Source organism: Bacillus paranthracis (genome assembly GCF_024296885.1).
In the GTDB taxonomy this organism is placed as follows: domain Bacteria; phylum Bacillota; class Bacilli; order Bacillales; family Bacillaceae_G; genus Bacillus_A; species Bacillus_A paranthracis.
This window is the reverse complement of record NZ_CP101135.1, coordinates 2,726,860-2,743,098: the sequence shown is the minus strand read 5'-3', so window position 1 is coordinate 2,743,098 and position 16,239 is coordinate 2,726,860. Positions and strand designations below refer to the sequence as shown.

Sequence of the window (16,239 nt, the reverse complement as noted above, 5' to 3'; positions counted from 1 at the left end):
AAGATTCCAATAAAGCGAGTGATTACATGAGTATTTTCATTTTAGAAGACGATGTCATACAAGCACAGCAAATGAAGCGGCTAGTTGAAGAGATTTGTGAGAAGTATAGGTTGCCTTTTGATTTTATTGAGGTGACTAGTAAAAGTGAAAATATTATTACTAATATTCCGAAGGCGAAGTATGTCCCAATCTATTTTTTAGATATAGAGATTAAAAGGGAAGAGCGTAAAGGGTTACAAGTAGCACAAGAGATACGAAAGTATGATACGCAAGGAATTATTGTTTTTGTAACGACGCATTCTGAATTTGCACCTATTTCATATCAATACATGGTATCAGCTTTAACTTTTATTGATAAAGGGTTGCCATACGAGGAGAGATATAAAGTTTTTGAACAATGTTTACTTCAATATGAAGCAAGAAATAAGCATATTATTCCGTCGGATGACTTTATCGTTGCAAATAGTAATGCCACTGTGCGGGTTCCTTTTCATGAAGTTGAATATGTTATGACTGATGAACCGCACCGGTTAGCATTAGTGACGTTAGATCGAATCGTTTATTTTTATGGAGCATTAAAGGAGATAGAAATAATAGATGAACGTTTATTTCGTTGCCATCAGTCATATATCGTGAATACGAAGCAAATGTCTTCTTACGATGCGAAACAAAAAATGATAGTTTTAAAAAGCGGGAAACGCATTCCAGTGTCACGGCGTTTAGTGAGTAAAGTACGTAACATGTTAAAGGGTGAGATGTAATGTATATTTATGATTTATTTGCAATACTGCTTACTAGTATGTGTCATACGTTTTTATATATACAATTAATCCGATACAACAGATTGTCAGTTAGAATGTTAATAGCTTTAAGTACGGTATTCATTATTTTACTTGCTATTGTCGTAACAGTAACGAGATATCCAGAATTGAATAGTACGATTGTGTTATTTTTAATAAGTTTAGGATTAATGCAAAATGAATTGAAATTTAAGCATAATTTATATTTTGCACTGGTGAGTATGGTGATTATAACGTTAGTGAAAATGTTGCTATTAGATTTAGGGATGAAAATCTTTATGTTAACGCCATTCAATTTATATTTATGGACAGGTAGTATTATTCATCTTATCGTATCAATCCTTACTTTTATCGGTATTTTAGTAGCGCGAAAAAGAATTCAAAAAATCGCTCAATATATAGTAAGTAGTCCGTTATACTATGTAACTTATATATTATTAATGATCGGGTTTATTATTGAATTAATTTTAACTCAGCCGTCAACTGAGTTTTTAGCAAAAATAAATCAACAATACAGTGAAGTAAGTTATAATTCAGCGGTTATTATTTTTTTATTATTACTAATCATCGTACTAATAAGCTCACATTTATCGAAAGAAAAGTTACGAGAAGAGCATGAAAAACGTTTAGATAAAGAGTTATTAGATTATGTGGAAAAATTAGAGGATATGCATGATGAGCTTGCTAGTTTTCGTCATGATTATATGAATGTATTACTATCGTTAGAAGAAGGAATACGTACAAAAAATGTGAAAGAAATTGAGCAAGTGTACTACGATGTTATTGCTCCCACATTAAAAACAATAAATGATCATGAACTTGATATCGCAAAATTATCCCGCATACAAATTCCTGAAGTAAGAAGCGTATTAAGAGCAAAAGTTAGCACTGCTCAGCAGCAACAAATAAAAGTAATGCTTGATATACCAGAGAACATTGAAAGTGTTTCGATGACGATTATTTCATTTATTCGTATCATTTCAGTTTTAGTAGATAATGCAATTGAGGAAGCAGTATGTAGTGAGGAAAAGATATTACAAATCGCATTCTTTGAAATGGATTCACGACAATATTTTATCGTGTGTAATAGTTCAAAGGGGGAAGCGATTGATTTACAAAAAATTTATGAAAAAAACCATTCAAGTAAAGAAGGTGCTAGAGGGTACGGGCTATTTTCGTTAAAACGAATCATAAATAAAACAAATAATGCGACGTTAGAAACAACTTATGTAAGTCCTTATTTCACACAAACATTTATATTAAGTGAGATGAAATGACCATCTATGATGAAAAGGAAACCGAATAAGAAATAACTACATACTTTCTGCACTCAATTTTATACACTTCAAGTAAGAGGTGAAGCGAGATGAATGGTCTTATTTTTACAACAATGATTAGCTTTGGTTTACCGCTTATAGCACTTTTATATGCTTTTTGGAAGAAACGCTATATTCCATATATGTTAGGTATATTGGCTTTTGTTGTATCACAAATATTGATTCGCATACCAATACTAAATTATTTAAATGGAACTAGCACAGATTTTCAAATGTTTTCTGTTATGCAGCCTATACTATTTGCGGTTTTGCTTAGTATATCAGCTGGAATTTTTGAAGAGATAGCTCGTTTTATCGCAATGCGTTATTTTATGAAGCAACGAGATTGGCAGTCTGGTTTTTTATTTGGAGCAGGGCATGGTGGTATTGAGGCGGTGTTGATAGTCGGTATCCCAGTAATATCCCTATTATTATCACAAACAGTCATTCAAAATGGTGACAGTTATTATCTCGGTGGTATTGAGCGCATCTTTGCGATGGTATTACATGTTGGGCTTTCTTTCATTGTATTGCAAGCTGTCGTCCAAAAGAAATTTCGTTATGTTGTATATGCAATTCTCATCCATGGGACTGTAAATGCATTAGCTGGCATTATATCGCTATATGTGCCAGGGAAAAGCGGGATTATTATGTCAGAAGTTTCAATAGCAATTTTTGCGTTACTCACTTTTAGTTATAGTTTCATTTTAAAAAGAAAGGGTGTATGAAAATGAGAAGAATGTTACTTATTATTATAAGTGCTATCGCGGCGTTCGCGCTCGCAGCATGTACCGGTAATAAAGTAGATGAAAGTACGTCAAAAAAGTTTATTCCAAAGGCGGAAGAAATTGTATCATTATTAAATGAGGCAAAGTATAAAGACGTGCGTGAAAAAATTGATAGTAAAATGAAAGCTGCATTGTCAGAAGAAAAGATGAAAGATCTTACACCTATAATAGAGAAAGCTGGTACATTTGAAAAAATTGAAAAACAATCGATTGAAGAAAAAGATGGCTTATATACTGTTATTCTTGTAGCAAAATATAGTAAAGAACAACGGACATTCATTATAACTTATAATGATAAAGAAGAAATAGCAGGTTTAGTTATTAAATAAAAAACAGATACAGTGGAAGTTCCCGCTGTATCTGTTCTTTATTGATTTAACCAAATTATGGTTATTTGTGCTAATATGAACTTATAGCTATATAGAAGGGGTGAGTTAGTATGAAAACTGAACTAGTTCCTAAAAAGAAGTACAGTATAATAAGCTACATATGTTTACTCATCGGTATTTTATGTTTTTTGTTCGTATTTATTACACCGACAAGGATAGCGAATGCAGGTAATATAGTGGGAGATTATATTACCGTTGCCCTGACAGTTGCAGGTATCATACTTTCTATCATTACAATGACGAAAAAAACAGAGAAGAAGGGGATTGCTATTCTTTCATTCATACTGTCCTCATCATTTTTTATATTTTGGATCATCGCAATTATCTTATTGTTTACTGGTCAAATTAGTTTTGCGCCGTAATGTGCAGTAAAAAGAGTCCTTCTCGTATGAAGGACTCTTTTTATTCGCTTTCTTCCGGTTGATATTCTAAAATATCTCCAGGTTGGCATTCTAATGCTTTACAAATGGCTTCTAAAGTTGAAAAACGGACTGCTTTTGCTTTTCCATTTTTCAAGATCGAAAGGTTAGCCATTGTAATTCCAACCTTCTCCGAAAGCTCTGTTACACTCATTTTTCTTTTCGCTAACATTACATCAATATTAATAATAATTGCCATATTATTCACCTCAGACCGTTAAATCATTTTCTGATTTTATATCTATCGCATCTTTTAATAGTCTTTGGAGTACGGCAGCAAAGACCGCGATTACCATTGAAGCAAAAATTATAATCATTCCAATAATAATAATGCCAGGGGCGTCATCTCTCTCTGCCACAAGATAGAAAAGTGGCATACCTAATACATATAATACACTAATGGCTAGTGCGCTGTACTTAATATTTTTTAAAGCTTTAACAGACAGCTCAGAGAATGCGTTGTTTTTATCAATATAGTTTAAAAGTTTGAATGTTTGATACAGCGCAAAATAATAAGGTATTGCTGTCGCGTATAAATTGATAAATACAAGATATTTAATATATGCAATATCAGGATATAATTCTGCGGCGAAGTTTCCTATTTTAGGAACTAAAAAAATGCACATAGCAAGAACAGGGATACCCATTAGAATCACAGCTGTCTTTAGGAAGAGTGTTGATCCTTGTTTCATAAAAAGCACCTCATTTATTTAATATCTTATTAATTTACCACGAAATTTATTGTTAAACAATAAATTTTTATTTAATTCAATTGGGGATTTATTGTTTAACAAGTTAATAATGAAAAATCTTCTTTATAAGATAGATGAACTATACCGAGATGTAATGAATAAGAAAGTTCCTATTGTTAGCTTTAGAAAAATTGGGAACTAATAAAACATATGTAGGCAGTCAGAATTTTGTATGTAAATGAATGTGAAACTAATGGAGGCGCAATCATGTTTGTATTGGGTTTAAAGATGAAGAAGTTACTGTTAGTAGGAACGATAACACTAAGTATGTTATGTACTGAAAGTATGATGGATGATCATACGGTGGAAGCGAAAGTGAAAAAAGTAGAACGACAACCGAAAAATGTAATCATGATGGTTATGGACGGAACAAGTTCTTCAGCAACCACATTAGCTCGCTTGTATAAAGGGAAACCACTTGCATTAGATGAAATTGTAACAGGAGGAGTTCGTACATATTCGGCGGAATCAGCTATAACAGACTCAGCTCCAGCAGCTACAGCTTTAGCAACGGGGAATAAATCGAATTCAGGATATGTAGGGGTATTACCTACTATTGTGAGTTCACCTGGCTTAAAACCAATAAAAGAAGAGGACAAGTTACGGCCAGTTGCCAATGTTTTAGAAGGTGCCAAACGTACTGGTCGCGCTACTGGAATTGTTGCCACAGCTGAAATTCAGCATGCTACTCCTGCTGGATTCTCCGCTCATCATGTGAATCGTAAAAATTTTGAAGTGATCGCGGAGCAGCAAGTGTATCAAAATATAGATGTCGTATTAGGCGGGGGAAAAGCGGCACTTCTCCCTGTGAAAAGTAGTGGAATTCGAAAAGATGGTGAAGATTTAATAGAAGTAATTCAAAACAAAGGATACGAATTTGTGGAAACGAAAGAGGCATTATTGAAATCTAAATCTAATAAAATTTGGGGCTCTTTTTCACATAATGCCTTAGCGTTTGATATGGACCGAGAAGCAACAAATCCAAAGCAACCAACGCTTTCGCAAATGACGGAAAAAGCAATTGAAACGTTATCAAAAGATAAAGACGGATTCTTTTTATTTGTGGAGGGAAGCAAGCCAGACTGGGCAGCACATGTGAATGATCCAATTGGGATGATTAGTGATGTGTTAGCATTTGATCATGCAGTTGCAGAAGCATTAAGATTTGCAAAAAAAGATGGTAATACGATGCTAATCGTCGTAGCGGACCATGGTAATAGCGGTATTTCTATTGGCAATATGAATACGACAAAAGGTTATAATACTACGCCGGTCTCTGCATATATTGATCCATTGAAAAAAGCGAAAATGACACTTGAAGGGGCTATCAATAATTTGAAATCTGATCTATCCAATGTAGAAGAGGTAGCTAAATTATACGGGTTGGACAATTTAACTTATGATGAAAAAGAAAGGTTAAAAGTGGTTAAAAAGAAAATAGACGTAGGTCCAATTTTCACTACATTATTGGCTAACCGTGCGAACATAGGCTTTACAACAGGAGGTCATACTGGTGAGGATGTATTTTTATATTCATACGGCCCTCAAAAGCCAGTTGGTTTGATTCAAAACACGGACGTTGCAAAGACAATAGCGAAAGCGATGGGCTTTAACTTAGAAGAAGTAACAAACAAATTATTTGTAGAGAGTGAATTAGCTTTTAAGCAGAATGGTGCAACTGTAACAATAGATAAAACTGATGTAGCGAACCCTGTACTCATAGTAAAACATAATAATGTAACAGCTCAATTATTTGTTAACAAAAATATAATTCGTATTAAGAATAAAGATTATGAACTAGGAAGTGTTGTTGTAGAAAGCAATGGTAAGTTCTATGTACCAGAAGAAGCAAGTCGTTTATTCATAAAGCATTCTCGTTAAAAAAATGCCAATTCCTTAGCTACTACTTAGGAATTGGCATTTTTGTATAGATGAGATTTCACTCGAAAAAAAGAGGAAAGAGAACCACAAATTCTAGAGTGAACTTCCTGTGAATTTACCTATTTTATGTTTTTCATCCTAGAAAAAATATTTCTCAACATTTTAGCGCTTTAAAAAGATTGAATATTCGTATTATAACGAATATTATATTGCTATCGGCAAAAATCGATAATTTGCAGACACTGGGGAGGAAATACATTGAGAAAGAAAAAGAAATTAAAACCTTTAGCGGTATTAACAACAGCAGCCGTGCTAAGTAGTACATTTGCTTTTGGAAGCCATGCAGCATATGCTGATGCGCCACCATCTCTACCAATTGATGAGCATTTAATACCAGAGGAGCGATTGGCAGAAGCACTGAAGCAAAGGGGAGTAATTGATGAATCTGCATCACAAGCTGAGACATCAAAGGCTGTCGAAAAATATGTTGAGAAAAAGAAAGGGGAAAACCCTGGAAAAGAAATCTTGACAGGAGATAATCTTACGCAAGAAGCTTCAGATTTTATGAAAAAAGTAAAAGATACAAAAATGCAGGAAAATGAACAGGCGCAGCAGCCCGAAGTAGGACCAGTAGCTGGGCAAAGTGCAGGATTGAACCCAGGAAAATTAAATGGAAAAGTACCAACTACACCAGCGAAGCAAGCTGAGTACAATGGGGCTGTTCGAAAAGATAAAGTACTTGTATTACTCGTAGAATTTAGCGATTTTAAGCATAATAATATTGATCAAGAACCGGGTTATATGTATTCTAAGGACTTTAATCGTGAACATTATCAAAAAATGTTATTTGGTGATGAGCCATTTACGTTATTTGATGGATCGAAGATTAATACATTTAAACAGTATTATGAAGAACAATCTGGCGGAAGCTACACAGTTGATGGAACTGTAACGGAATGGCTTACTGTTCCAGGAAAAGCGTCAGATTATGGTGCTGATGCGGGAACTGGTCATGACAATAAAGGTCCTTTAGGCCCAAAAGATTTTGTGAAAGAAGCATTGAAAGCAGCGGTAGCAAAAGGCATTAATTTAGCTGATTATGATCAATTTGATCAATACGACCAAGATGGTGATGGAAATAAAAATGAGCCAGATGGAATCATTGATCATTTAATGGTAGTACATGCAGGCGTGGGACAAGAAGCTGGCGGTGGTAAATTGAAAGATGATGCGATTTGGTCTCATCGCTCAAAACTAGGATCGAAGCCATATGCGATTGATGGTACAAAATCTTCTGTTTCGAACTGGGGCGGAAAGATGGCTGCATACGATTATACAATCGAGCCTGAGGACGGAGCGGTTGGTGTATTTGCACATGAATATGGTCATGATTTAGGCTTGCCAGATGAATATGATACAAAGTATTCAGGACAAGGTGAACCAGTTGAATCATGGTCCCTAATGAGCGGCGGTAGCTGGGCTGGAAAAATTGCAGGTACAGAGCCAACAAGTTTCTCACCACAAAATAAAGAGTTTTTCCAAAAAAATATGAAGGGGAACTGGGCGAATATTATTGAGGTCGATTATGATAAACTTCGCACGGGAATCGGTACTGCAACGTATTTAGATCAAAGTGTGACAAAATCAAAACGACCAGGAATCATTCGTGTTAACTTGCCGGACAAAGATATAAAAAATATTGAGTCAGCATTTGGTAAGAAGTTTTATTACAGCACGAAAGGAAATGACATTCATACAACACTTGAGACACCAGTATTTGACTTAACGACTGCAACGGATGCCAAGTTCGATTATAAGGCATTTTACGAACTGGAAGCGAAGTATGATTTCCTTGACGTATATGCGATTGCAGAAGATGGAACGAAGACACTCATTGATCGAATGGGCGAAAAAGATGTAAAAGGCGGTATAGATACAACGGATGGTAAGTGGATTGATAAATCATATGATTTAAATCAATTCAAAGGAAAGAAAGTAAAACTGCAATTTGAGTATGTAACAGATATTGCAGTAGCATATAAAGGATTTGCGTTAGACAATGCAGCATTAACTGTAGATGGAAAAGTTGTTTTCTCTGATGACGCAGAAGGCCAGCCAGCAATGACATTAAAAGGATTTACTGTGTCTAACGGATTTGAACAGAAGAAACATAACTACTATATCGAGTGGCGTAATTACGCTGGGTCTGATACTGCATTACAATATGCACGTGGTCCAGTATTTAATACAGGAATGGTTGTATGGTATGCGGATCAAAGCTTTACAGATAACTGGGTAGGCGTTCATCCAGGTGAAGGGTTCCTTGGAGTAGTTGATTCTCATCCAGAGGCAATCGTAGGAACATTAAACGGACAACCTACTGTGAAGAGCAGTACACGTTATCAAATTGCCGATGCGGCATTCTCATTTGATCAAACGCCAGCATGGAAAGTAAATTCACCAACTCGCGGTATCTTTGACTATAAAGGATTACCAGGAGTTGCAAAATTTGATGATTCTAAGCAATACATCAACAGCGTTATTCCAGATGCGGGACGTAAGTTACCTAAACTAGGATTGAAGTTTGAAGTAGTAGGTCAAGCTGAAGACAAGTCTGCAGGTGCAGTTTGGATCCATCGATAAAATAAAATGAAGAGGAGCTGCCATAAGCCGGTGAAACTGACTTATGGCAGCTCTTTTCTGCTTGTGAAAAAGTTTGTAGAAGTTCATTTTATAAATAAAACGCTCCATTTGTCCAATTATAGCGCTATTTGGGGAGTAAGTAATTTGTAAGTATTGAGTAAGAAAAAAGAGATTTTTATAGTATATAATATTTATCCCGCATTAACGGGCAGTAAGACCCTCACCTCAAAATTCAGCGGAAGCAAAGAAGTTAGGTGGGGGATCAACTGCCCGTAAAAGCCCGATTGGTTCAACTAATAATCAGTGGGGGATGAACAAAACCCCCACTGATTAAAGTTTCAATTTATTACATCTACTTTTAACACCTGATACTAATAGTATGCTATAATATGAATTAGCAACAAAAAGGAAAGGAATTAGTAAAATGACATTAGAAAATACTAAAAATTTAAAAAAACAAGTTGCTCCATATGAAAAATCAACAATTAAAAAAAGTGTGTGGCAACTTATTAACACAGTCGTGCCATTTGTTGTTTTATGGTATCTCGCTTATAAAAGTTTGTCTGTTTCTTATCTGTTAGCATTAGTTCCATCTTTGTTAGCTGCTGGTTTTATGACGCGAATTTTCATAATTTTTCATGATTGTACCCATTATTCATTCTTTAAAAGTCGACGTGCAAATAGAATAGTAGGTACATGTATGGGTGTGTTAACGTTATTCCCATTTGATCAATGGGGGCATGAGCATGCGATTCATCACGCTACAAGTGGTAATTTAGATAAGCGAGGTACAGGAGATATTTGGACGCTTACAGTCGATGAATATGTAGCTGCACCATTTAGACTTCGTTTAGCATATCGTTTATATCGCAATCCATTCGTTATGTTTGGATTAGGTCCGATTTATGTTTTCTTGCTTAAAAATAGATTTAACCGAAAAGGTGCAAGACAGAAAGAACGTATGAATACGTATTTGACGAATATTATTATCGTTGCTGTAGTAGCAATACTTTGCTGGGCAATAGGATGGCAATCGTTCCTATTAGTACATGGTACGATATTCTTAATTGCAGGTTCAGTAGGGATTTGGCTGTTTTACGTACAGCACACATTCGAGGATTCTTACTTTGAAGAAGATAAAGATTGGGAATATGTGAAAGCGGCAGTAGAAGGAAGTTCATTTTATAAACTTCCAAAAATCTTGCAATTCTTAACTGGTAATATTGGATTTCATCATGTTCACCATTTAAGTCCAAGAGTACCTAACTATAAACTAGAAGAGGCACACAATAATACGCTTCCGTTAAAAAATGTACCAACAATTACACTTGCTACAAGCTTACGATCACTCCGTTTCCGTCTTTGGGATGAGAAAAGTAACAATTTTGTTAGCTTTAAAGATGTAAAAAATATAATTAAAAATAATGTTTCTGTTCGGGTGAAATCGGAATTATAATTTCATCGGCTATAAAACTCCCCCTTAATCATTTTCGATTTAAGGGGAGTTTTTGTTATATATAACGGATATTGAGGACGTGGAATACTCATATGTAGGTATAAATTAAAGGATACGATAATCATATTATGTAAACAAGATAAAACATCATTATTTTTTATTATTGTGAAGGATATCATACATATATAATGGAAAGCAAAAGGTGGATGAGAGTAATGATGAGAACAGAAACAACGTAATAAAATAATTCTTTCAAAAGGAAGGGGAATGAAAGATGTTGAAATTACAAGGAAAATACAATGAAGCGAAAGTATTTACGAATAACGTTGATGAGACTGCGACAGGGCAGATTATTGATCTTTGTAACCAAGAATTTGTAAAGGATAGTCAAATTCGTATTATGCCAGATACACATGCGGGAGCAGGGTGTACGATTGGGACAACAATGACAATACAAGATAAAATCGTTCCTAATCTTGTAGGGGTAGACATTGGTTGTGGTATGGAAGTTGTTGTAATTGATAAGAAAAAAGAAGAAATTAATTTCGATTATTTAGACGAAACAATTCGTAAATTCGTTCCAAGTGGTTTTCGTATCCGAGATAAAGAACATCGATTCTCAAAAATGATTGATTTTGATGGTGTGAGAGCACCATTTACATTACAACGCGCTCAAAAAAGTATAGGTACTCTTGGAGGAGGGAATCATTTCATCGAACTAAATGAAGACGATAAAGGGAATGTATATATTGTCATTCATAGTGGTTCTCGTAATTTAGGAAAGCAAATAGCAGAGTATTATCAGAACTTCGCATATGAACAACTCATTGATGTTACATCAATGAAAGATGAGATTATTAAGAGATTAATGAAAGAAGGGAGAGAAAAAGAAATACAAGAAACTTTACGTGGAATAAAGAAGCCTAATATTCGAAAAGAATTAGCTTATTTAGAAGGACAGGGATTCAAAGATTATATGAATGACATGAATATTGCTCAAAAGTATGCTGCGTTAAATCGTAAAGCAATGATCGATGAAATTGTTACGAAAATGGACTGGAAAGTAACCGATCAATTTACTACAATACATAACTATATAGACATAGAAAATATGATTCTACGAAAAGGTGCTATTTCAGCTCAGAAAGATGAACGAGTCATTATTCCAATTAACATGAGAGATGGTTCAATTATTGCGTTTGGTAAAGGTAATCCAGATTGGAACTATTCTGGTCCGCATGGGGCAGGACGTATCATGAGTCGCAAGAAGGCTAAAGAATTATTGAGTCTAGAGGACTTCCAAAATACGATGACAGAAGTTTGGACTACATCGGTAGCAGAGAGCACAATTGATGAGGCACCAATGGTATACAAGCCAATGAATGAAATTATCGAAAATACGAAAGAGACAATAGATATAAAGCATATTATTAAGCCATTATATAATTTTAAAGCGAATTAAAATGATAAAAGACCGCACATGAAGTGGAAGCCATGTGCGATCTTTTAGATAAGCAGGGTATTACATCGTCTCGCTAATTTTAGTTTCACTATTAGTGTTAGTAGAAATTCTTTTCTTAACTTTAAAGTGATAGTACGTGTAGCAAAAGATGATAAATGGTACAGTGCAATAGATTCCAAGTCGTTGTTCTGGGATGAAAATAAGACTGATTAAAATAATGCCATACAATCCGAAACCAAGAATTGGTACAAGAGGATAAAGTGGCGTTTTAAATTTTAAGTCTTCTAATTTTCCACCGTCTGCTACATAATGTTTGCGGAAAAAGAATTGAGAGACACAAATTGACATCCAAACAATGATTGTTATAACTCCAGAAATGGAAATTAGCCATAAGTAAACCGTTTCAGCAGCTACAACGCTTGTTAAAAGAGAAAAAGCAGAAATAGCAATTGTCATAATTAAAGCATTCAAAGGTATTCCTCGTGATGATAATTTCTTTAAAAAGGCTGGAGCCATTTCATTTTTGGATAATGACCAAAGCATACGAGTTGCCGCGTATAGTCCTGAGTTTGCGACAGAAAGAACAGCAGTAAGAATAACAAAGTTCATAATATCAGCGGCATATGGAATACCGATATTATCAAAAACGGCAACGAACGGGCTTTTTGTTAATCCTGCTTCTTCCCAAGGAATTAAAGCAACGAGAACAAAGATTGCTAAGACGAAGAAAAACATCGTACGCCATATAATATTTCTAATAGAACGAGGTAAAGTTTTTGCCGGATCTTCACTTTCACCTGCAGCGATTCCGACAAGTTCTGTACCCTGGAAGGAATAATTGACTGTAACCATTGTTAATAGGATAGCTGCAAGTCCATTTGGGAATAAACCACCATGATTCACGAAATTTGATAATAGCGGAGCTGGTTCGTCGCCTTTTAAATCAATAAAACCGAACATAGCGGCGCCGCCAAGAATAATAAAAGCGATAATGGCAGATACTTTTATACTTGAAAACCAAAATTCTGTTTCTGCATAACTACGAGCAGATAATGCGTTAATCGTGAAGATTGTAACGCCAAATATTAAACACCAAACCCAAACAGGAATATCAGGAAACCAGCGCTGCATTGTAATGCCGGCAGTTGTAAATTCAAGGCCGGTTGTATTCGCCCAGCTTAACCAATACAACCATCCGATTGTAAAACCAGTTGCAGGATTAATAAACTTAGTGGCATATTCCTGGAAAGAGCCTGAAACAGGCATGGCTACAGCGAGCTCACCAAGACATAGCATAACAAAATACATTAATAATCCACCGGCCATAAAGGCAAGTACGGATCCACCAGGTCCAGCTTGACTTATGATAAAGCCAGATCCGTTAAATAACCCCGTTCCAATCACACCACCGAGTGCAATCATGAATAAGTGTCTACTTTTCATCGTACGTTTTAATTCATTGTTTGTATTATTTACTTGCGCCATTGTTTTCCTCACTTTCGTAGTTGATAGCATAAAGTTTGATGTTTTTCCGTATTATGGAATGTATTCCGTGATGTGAAATCTTGTTATAATTTTCAGATAATTAAAAAGAAAAGTCAATATTTTTTTGTTTACGCTTTCAAATTATCGTTCGCAGCATATTTTTATTTTTAGAAAATTGAATAAATAGATTGATTTCATTTCGAATTTTTGTTAAATTGATAGGTAATTGAGCGTACTAACATATTACAAGTCAAGTAGAGGTGAGTTATGGTACAGTCCATTGATCGAGCAATAAGTATTATAAAGTTATTAAATTCTACTAATGAAAAAGAGTATTGGGCCATTTCTGATATAGCGGACAGAGCACATCTCCCAGTTAGTACAGTACATAGACTACTTAACTCTCTAATCGAGCATGGGCTAGTTACGCAAATTTCAGAGACGAAACAGTACAAAATTGGACCAATGTGGATGGAAATAGGATTACGACAATTGGAGAAGGTAGACTACAGATCAGTCGCAAGAGAAGTAATGAAGCGTTTGGCTTCTGAAGTAGAAGAAAGTGTCTATTTGAACATTCCAAATGGAACACATTCTATTATCATTGAAAGAATGGATAGTCCTTTAAAAATTCGAGTTATCGATAACCTAGGGGAACAAATTCCACTTTCAATTGGTGCCGCAAATAAAACGATGCTTGCCAATATGAAACAGAATGAAATGGAATATATTGTTGAACAGCTACTTTCTGCTTTACCAGAACATAAGCAAATTCTTCTTGATCAAATAAAGCAAATAAGAAACGAAGGATATGCTGTCAGTTATGGAGAAAAAACAGAAGGGACAGCTTCAGTAGCTGCACCTATTATCGGATTTAATCATAAAGTAGTAGGAGCATTAAGTGTTGGGTTAATTAGTCATCGCATTAATGATGATCGACTTTCTTTTCTTATTAGTAAGGTGAAACAAGCAGCTCATGAAATATCAATAAAAATCGGCAGTACATCAGAACTATAATTTTGATAACTGCCGTCATTTTTTATTCATATATTGGAATTAATTTTCATAATGCGGAAAAATAGGGGGATTTATATGTCAAAGTGGCAATCAAAAGAACAATTGATTCAATTATTAAGCGGTCTTGTTGAAATTCCTAGTATTACAGGTACAGAAGCTGAAGTGATATTGCCAGACTTTGTTGTGGAACAATTATCTGATTTACAGTACTTCAAAGAAAACCCGCATCATTTGCAAAAAAATCCGACGGGCGATGGACGATACTTTGTTACAGCACTAGTAAAGAAAAGTGACAGTACAAAAAATACCGTAGTTCTTGTTAGTCACTTTGATGTTGTAGATGTGCAAGATTACGGCGTGTGGAAAGAAGATGCATTCAATCCTAAAAAGTTAACGTCTATGTTTTATTCTCATAAAGATGAATTACCGGCCCATGTACGTGAAGATTTAGAACATGGAGATTGGCTATTTGGTAGAGGAACAATGGATATGAAATGCGGCCTCGCATTACAAATGGCAATGATTGAGCAAGCTTGCGAAGAAAGATTTGATGGGAATGTTCTTTTATTGGCTGTACCAGATGAAGAAGTAAACTCTGTAGGGATGAGAGCTGCTGTTCCAAGATTACTAGAGTTAGCAAGAGAACATGATTTAGAGTATAAAACGGTACTAAATTCAGAGCCTATGTTTTCAAGGCACCCTGGTGATCAAAAGAAATATATTTATACTGGTTCTATTGGTAAAGTGTTACCTGGTTTTCTTTGCTACGGAAAAGAGACACATGTAGGTGAACCTTTTGCGGGCCTAAATGGGAGTTATATGGCTTCATTAATAACAGCAGAATTAGAGTTGAATACAGACCTTTGTGATATTGTAGAAGGGGAAGCGAGTCCTCCGCCAACTAATTTACTTCAAAGGGACTTAAAGGAGGATTACTCTGTACAAATTCCGCATCGTGCAGTCACATTATTTAATTTGTTTTTATTAGAAAAATCAATGACAGATGTCGTTTCATTGCTGCGTCAAAAAGTAACGAAAGTAGCAGAGAAAATAGAAGAGTCGTATGAAAAACATGCATATTGTTTTTCTAAATATAATCCATTCATACCACCTAACCTCAAAGTAAATGTATTAACGTATGAAGAGCTTATCGCATATGCAATTGAACAACATGGGCAAGAGAAAATAAATGAAATTCAATCTAGCATTATAAAAAATAGAGAAGATAAAGATGATCGTGCGGTAACGATTGATTTAGTAGATAAATTAGCCATCTTATGTAAAGAAAAAGCACCGATGATTGTACTTTTCTTTGCTCCGCCATATTATCCAGCTGTAAGTTCACGCAACAACCAATTAATTAAAGAGGTAGTTGGAGAGATGGAAAAGTATGCAAACTTCAATCATAATATTTCATTTGAAAACCAAAACTATTTTGGAGGAATTTCAGATTTGAGTTATGTGGGCTTACAGAATCCATTACATTCAATGAGTTCACTTGTAGACAATATGCCATTATGGGATAAAGGTTACTCAATTCCACTTCAGGAACTAGAAGAATTTGATGTTCCAGTTTTAAATATGGGACCGGTAGGAAAAGATGCACATCAATGGACAGAACGTCTAGATGTAAATTACGCATTTGAAACGCTATTAGACATGTTACCGATTTGCATTGAAAAATTACTTGTTTCTAATAAAATTACACAAGTATAGTAGGGAAGGGAAATTATTTTAATATAATTAACAACTAAAACGGCCAAACTCAAGTAAATTCGAGTTTGGCCGTTTATCATGTAGTGCATTTCTAATGAAATTCATAACTAACGTG

Annotated in this window: 14 protein-coding genes; 11 read left to right on the top strand and 3 right to left on the bottom strand. The window is 34.9% G+C overall.

Going from position 1 to position 16,239, the window contains the following annotated elements:
• Positions 1-26 precede the first annotated feature (26 nt).
• The 5 genes from NLJ82_RS14105 to NLJ82_RS14085 all read left to right on the top strand — a co-directional run bounded on the left by NLJ82_RS14105 (position 27) and on the right by NLJ82_RS14085 (position 3,655).
• The gene (locus NLJ82_RS14105; protein WP_000021640.1) at positions 27-761 is read left to right on the top strand and encodes a response regulator transcription factor; all 735 of its coding nucleotides are present in this window, start codon (positions 27-29) and stop codon (positions 759-761) included.
• Entirely contained in the window at positions 761-2,077 is a 1,317-nt protein-coding gene (locus tag NLJ82_RS14100) for a GHKL domain-containing protein (protein WP_254754511.1), read from the top strand. The genes NLJ82_RS14105 and NLJ82_RS14100 overlap by 1 nt, the downstream gene beginning before the upstream one ends.
• An 89-nt stretch (positions 2,078-2,166) precedes the next feature.
• The gene (locus NLJ82_RS14095) at positions 2,167-2,844 is read left to right on the top strand and encodes a YhfC family glutamic-type intramembrane protease (protein WP_001013696.1); all 678 of its coding nucleotides are present in this window, start codon (positions 2,167-2,169) and stop codon (positions 2,842-2,844) included.
• A 2-nt stretch (positions 2,845-2,846) separates the two neighbouring features.
• Positions 2,847-3,233, top strand: a complete 387-nt coding sequence (locus tag NLJ82_RS14090; RefSeq protein WP_001253793.1) for a DUF3887 domain-containing protein — start codon at positions 2,847-2,849, stop codon at positions 3,231-3,233.
• A 110-nt stretch (positions 3,234-3,343) separates the two neighbouring features.
• Positions 3,344-3,655, top strand: coding sequence for a hypothetical protein (locus tag NLJ82_RS14085; protein ID WP_000845971.1), 312 nt, complete (start codon positions 3,344-3,346; stop codon positions 3,653-3,655).
• Between the two features lie 40 nt (positions 3,656-3,695).
• On the opposite strand, the gene NLJ82_RS14080 is transcribed toward NLJ82_RS14085, so the two are convergent.
• Positions 3,696-3,911, bottom strand: a complete 216-nt coding sequence (locus tag NLJ82_RS14080) for a helix-turn-helix domain-containing protein (protein WP_000974621.1) — start codon at positions 3,909-3,911, stop codon at positions 3,696-3,698.
• A gap of 10 nt (positions 3,912-3,921) precedes the next feature.
• Entirely contained in the window at positions 3,922-4,404 is a 483-nt protein-coding gene (locus tag NLJ82_RS14075) for a DUF2975 domain-containing protein (RefSeq protein WP_000809096.1), read from the bottom strand.
• Between the two features lie 267 nt (positions 4,405-4,671).
• Here NLJ82_RS14075 and NLJ82_RS14070 point away from each other — a divergent pair, with 267 nt between their 5' ends.
• The 4 genes from NLJ82_RS14070 (at position 4,672) to NLJ82_RS14055 (ending at position 11,906) form a co-directional block, all read left to right on the top strand.
• Complete coding sequence (locus NLJ82_RS14070) at positions 4,672-6,345, top strand: alkaline phosphatase (protein WP_000497799.1); 1,674 nt, start codon at positions 4,672-4,674, stop codon at positions 6,343-6,345.
• 258 nt (positions 6,346-6,603) lie between these two features.
• Entirely contained in the window at positions 6,604-8,988 is a 2,385-nt protein-coding gene (locus NLJ82_RS14065; protein WP_001227686.1) for an immune inhibitor A domain-containing protein, read from the top strand.
• A gap of 424 nt (positions 8,989-9,412) precedes the next feature.
• A complete protein-coding gene (gene desA / locus NLJ82_RS14060) occupies positions 9,413-10,444 on the top strand; it encodes a Delta(5) desaturase DesA (protein WP_000171518.1) in 1,032 nt (343 codons plus the stop codon).
• Positions 10,445-10,718: 274 nt separating this feature from the next.
• Positions 10,719-11,906: an RtcB family protein gene (locus NLJ82_RS14055; RefSeq protein WP_000916223.1), complete on the top strand. Its 1,188-nt coding sequence runs from the start codon at positions 10,719-10,721 to the stop codon at positions 11,904-11,906.
• A 60-nt stretch (positions 11,907-11,966) separates the two neighbouring features.
• On the opposite strand, the gene NLJ82_RS14050 is transcribed toward NLJ82_RS14055, so the two are convergent.
• Positions 11,967-13,391: an amino acid permease gene (locus NLJ82_RS14050; RefSeq protein ID WP_000079971.1), complete on the bottom strand. Its 1,425-nt coding sequence runs from the start codon at positions 13,389-13,391 to the stop codon at positions 11,967-11,969.
• A 267-nt stretch (positions 13,392-13,658) separates the two neighbouring features.
• On the opposite strand from NLJ82_RS14050, the gene NLJ82_RS14045 reads away from it, so the two are divergent.
• A complete protein-coding gene (locus tag NLJ82_RS14045; protein ID WP_000250760.1) occupies positions 13,659-14,408 on the top strand; it encodes an IclR family transcriptional regulator in 750 nt (249 codons plus the stop codon).
• A 75-nt stretch (positions 14,409-14,483) separates the two neighbouring features.
• On the top strand, positions 14,484-16,124 hold the full coding sequence (locus NLJ82_RS14040) for a M20/M25/M40 family metallo-hydrolase (RefSeq protein ID WP_000049529.1): 1,641 nt from the start codon (positions 14,484-14,486) through the stop codon (positions 16,122-16,124).
• The last annotated feature ends 115 nt before the right edge of the window (positions 16,125-16,239 follow it).

Coding starts and splice junctions, on each gene's coding strand:
- NLJ82_RS14095 (WP_001013696.1), top strand. CDS start 2,167: ATGAATGGTCTTATTTTTACAACAATGATTAGCTTTGGTTTACCGCTT.
- desA (WP_000171518.1), top strand. CDS start 9,413: ATGACATTAGAAAATACTAAAAATTTAAAAAAACAAGTTGCTCCATAT.
- NLJ82_RS14085 (WP_000845971.1), top strand. CDS start 3,344: ATGAAAACTGAACTAGTTCCTAAAAAGAAGTACAGTATAATAAGCTAC.
- NLJ82_RS14080 (WP_000974621.1), bottom strand. CDS start 3,911: ATGGCAATTATTATTAATATTGATGTAATGTTAGCGAAAAGAAAAATG.
- NLJ82_RS14050 (WP_000079971.1), bottom strand. CDS start 13,391: ATGGCGCAAGTAAATAATACAAACAATGAATTAAAACGTACGATGAAA.
- NLJ82_RS14040 (WP_000049529.1), top strand. CDS start 14,484: ATGTCAAAGTGGCAATCAAAAGAACAATTGATTCAATTATTAAGCGGT.
- NLJ82_RS14055 (WP_000916223.1), top strand. CDS start 10,719: ATGTTGAAATTACAAGGAAAATACAATGAAGCGAAAGTATTTACGAAT.
- NLJ82_RS14045 (WP_000250760.1), top strand. CDS start 13,659: ATGGTACAGTCCATTGATCGAGCAATAAGTATTATAAAGTTATTAAAT.
- NLJ82_RS14090 (WP_001253793.1), top strand. CDS start 2,847: ATGAGAAGAATGTTACTTATTATTATAAGTGCTATCGCGGCGTTCGCG.
- NLJ82_RS14070 (WP_000497799.1), top strand. CDS start 4,672: ATGTTTGTATTGGGTTTAAAGATGAAGAAGTTACTGTTAGTAGGAACG.
- NLJ82_RS14105 (WP_000021640.1), top strand. CDS start 27: ATGAGTATTTTCATTTTAGAAGACGATGTCATACAAGCACAGCAAATG.
- NLJ82_RS14100 (WP_254754511.1), top strand. CDS start 761: ATGTATATTTATGATTTATTTGCAATACTGCTTACTAGTATGTGTCAT.
- NLJ82_RS14075 (WP_000809096.1), bottom strand. CDS start 4,404: ATGAAACAAGGATCAACACTCTTCCTAAAGACAGCTGTGATTCTAATG.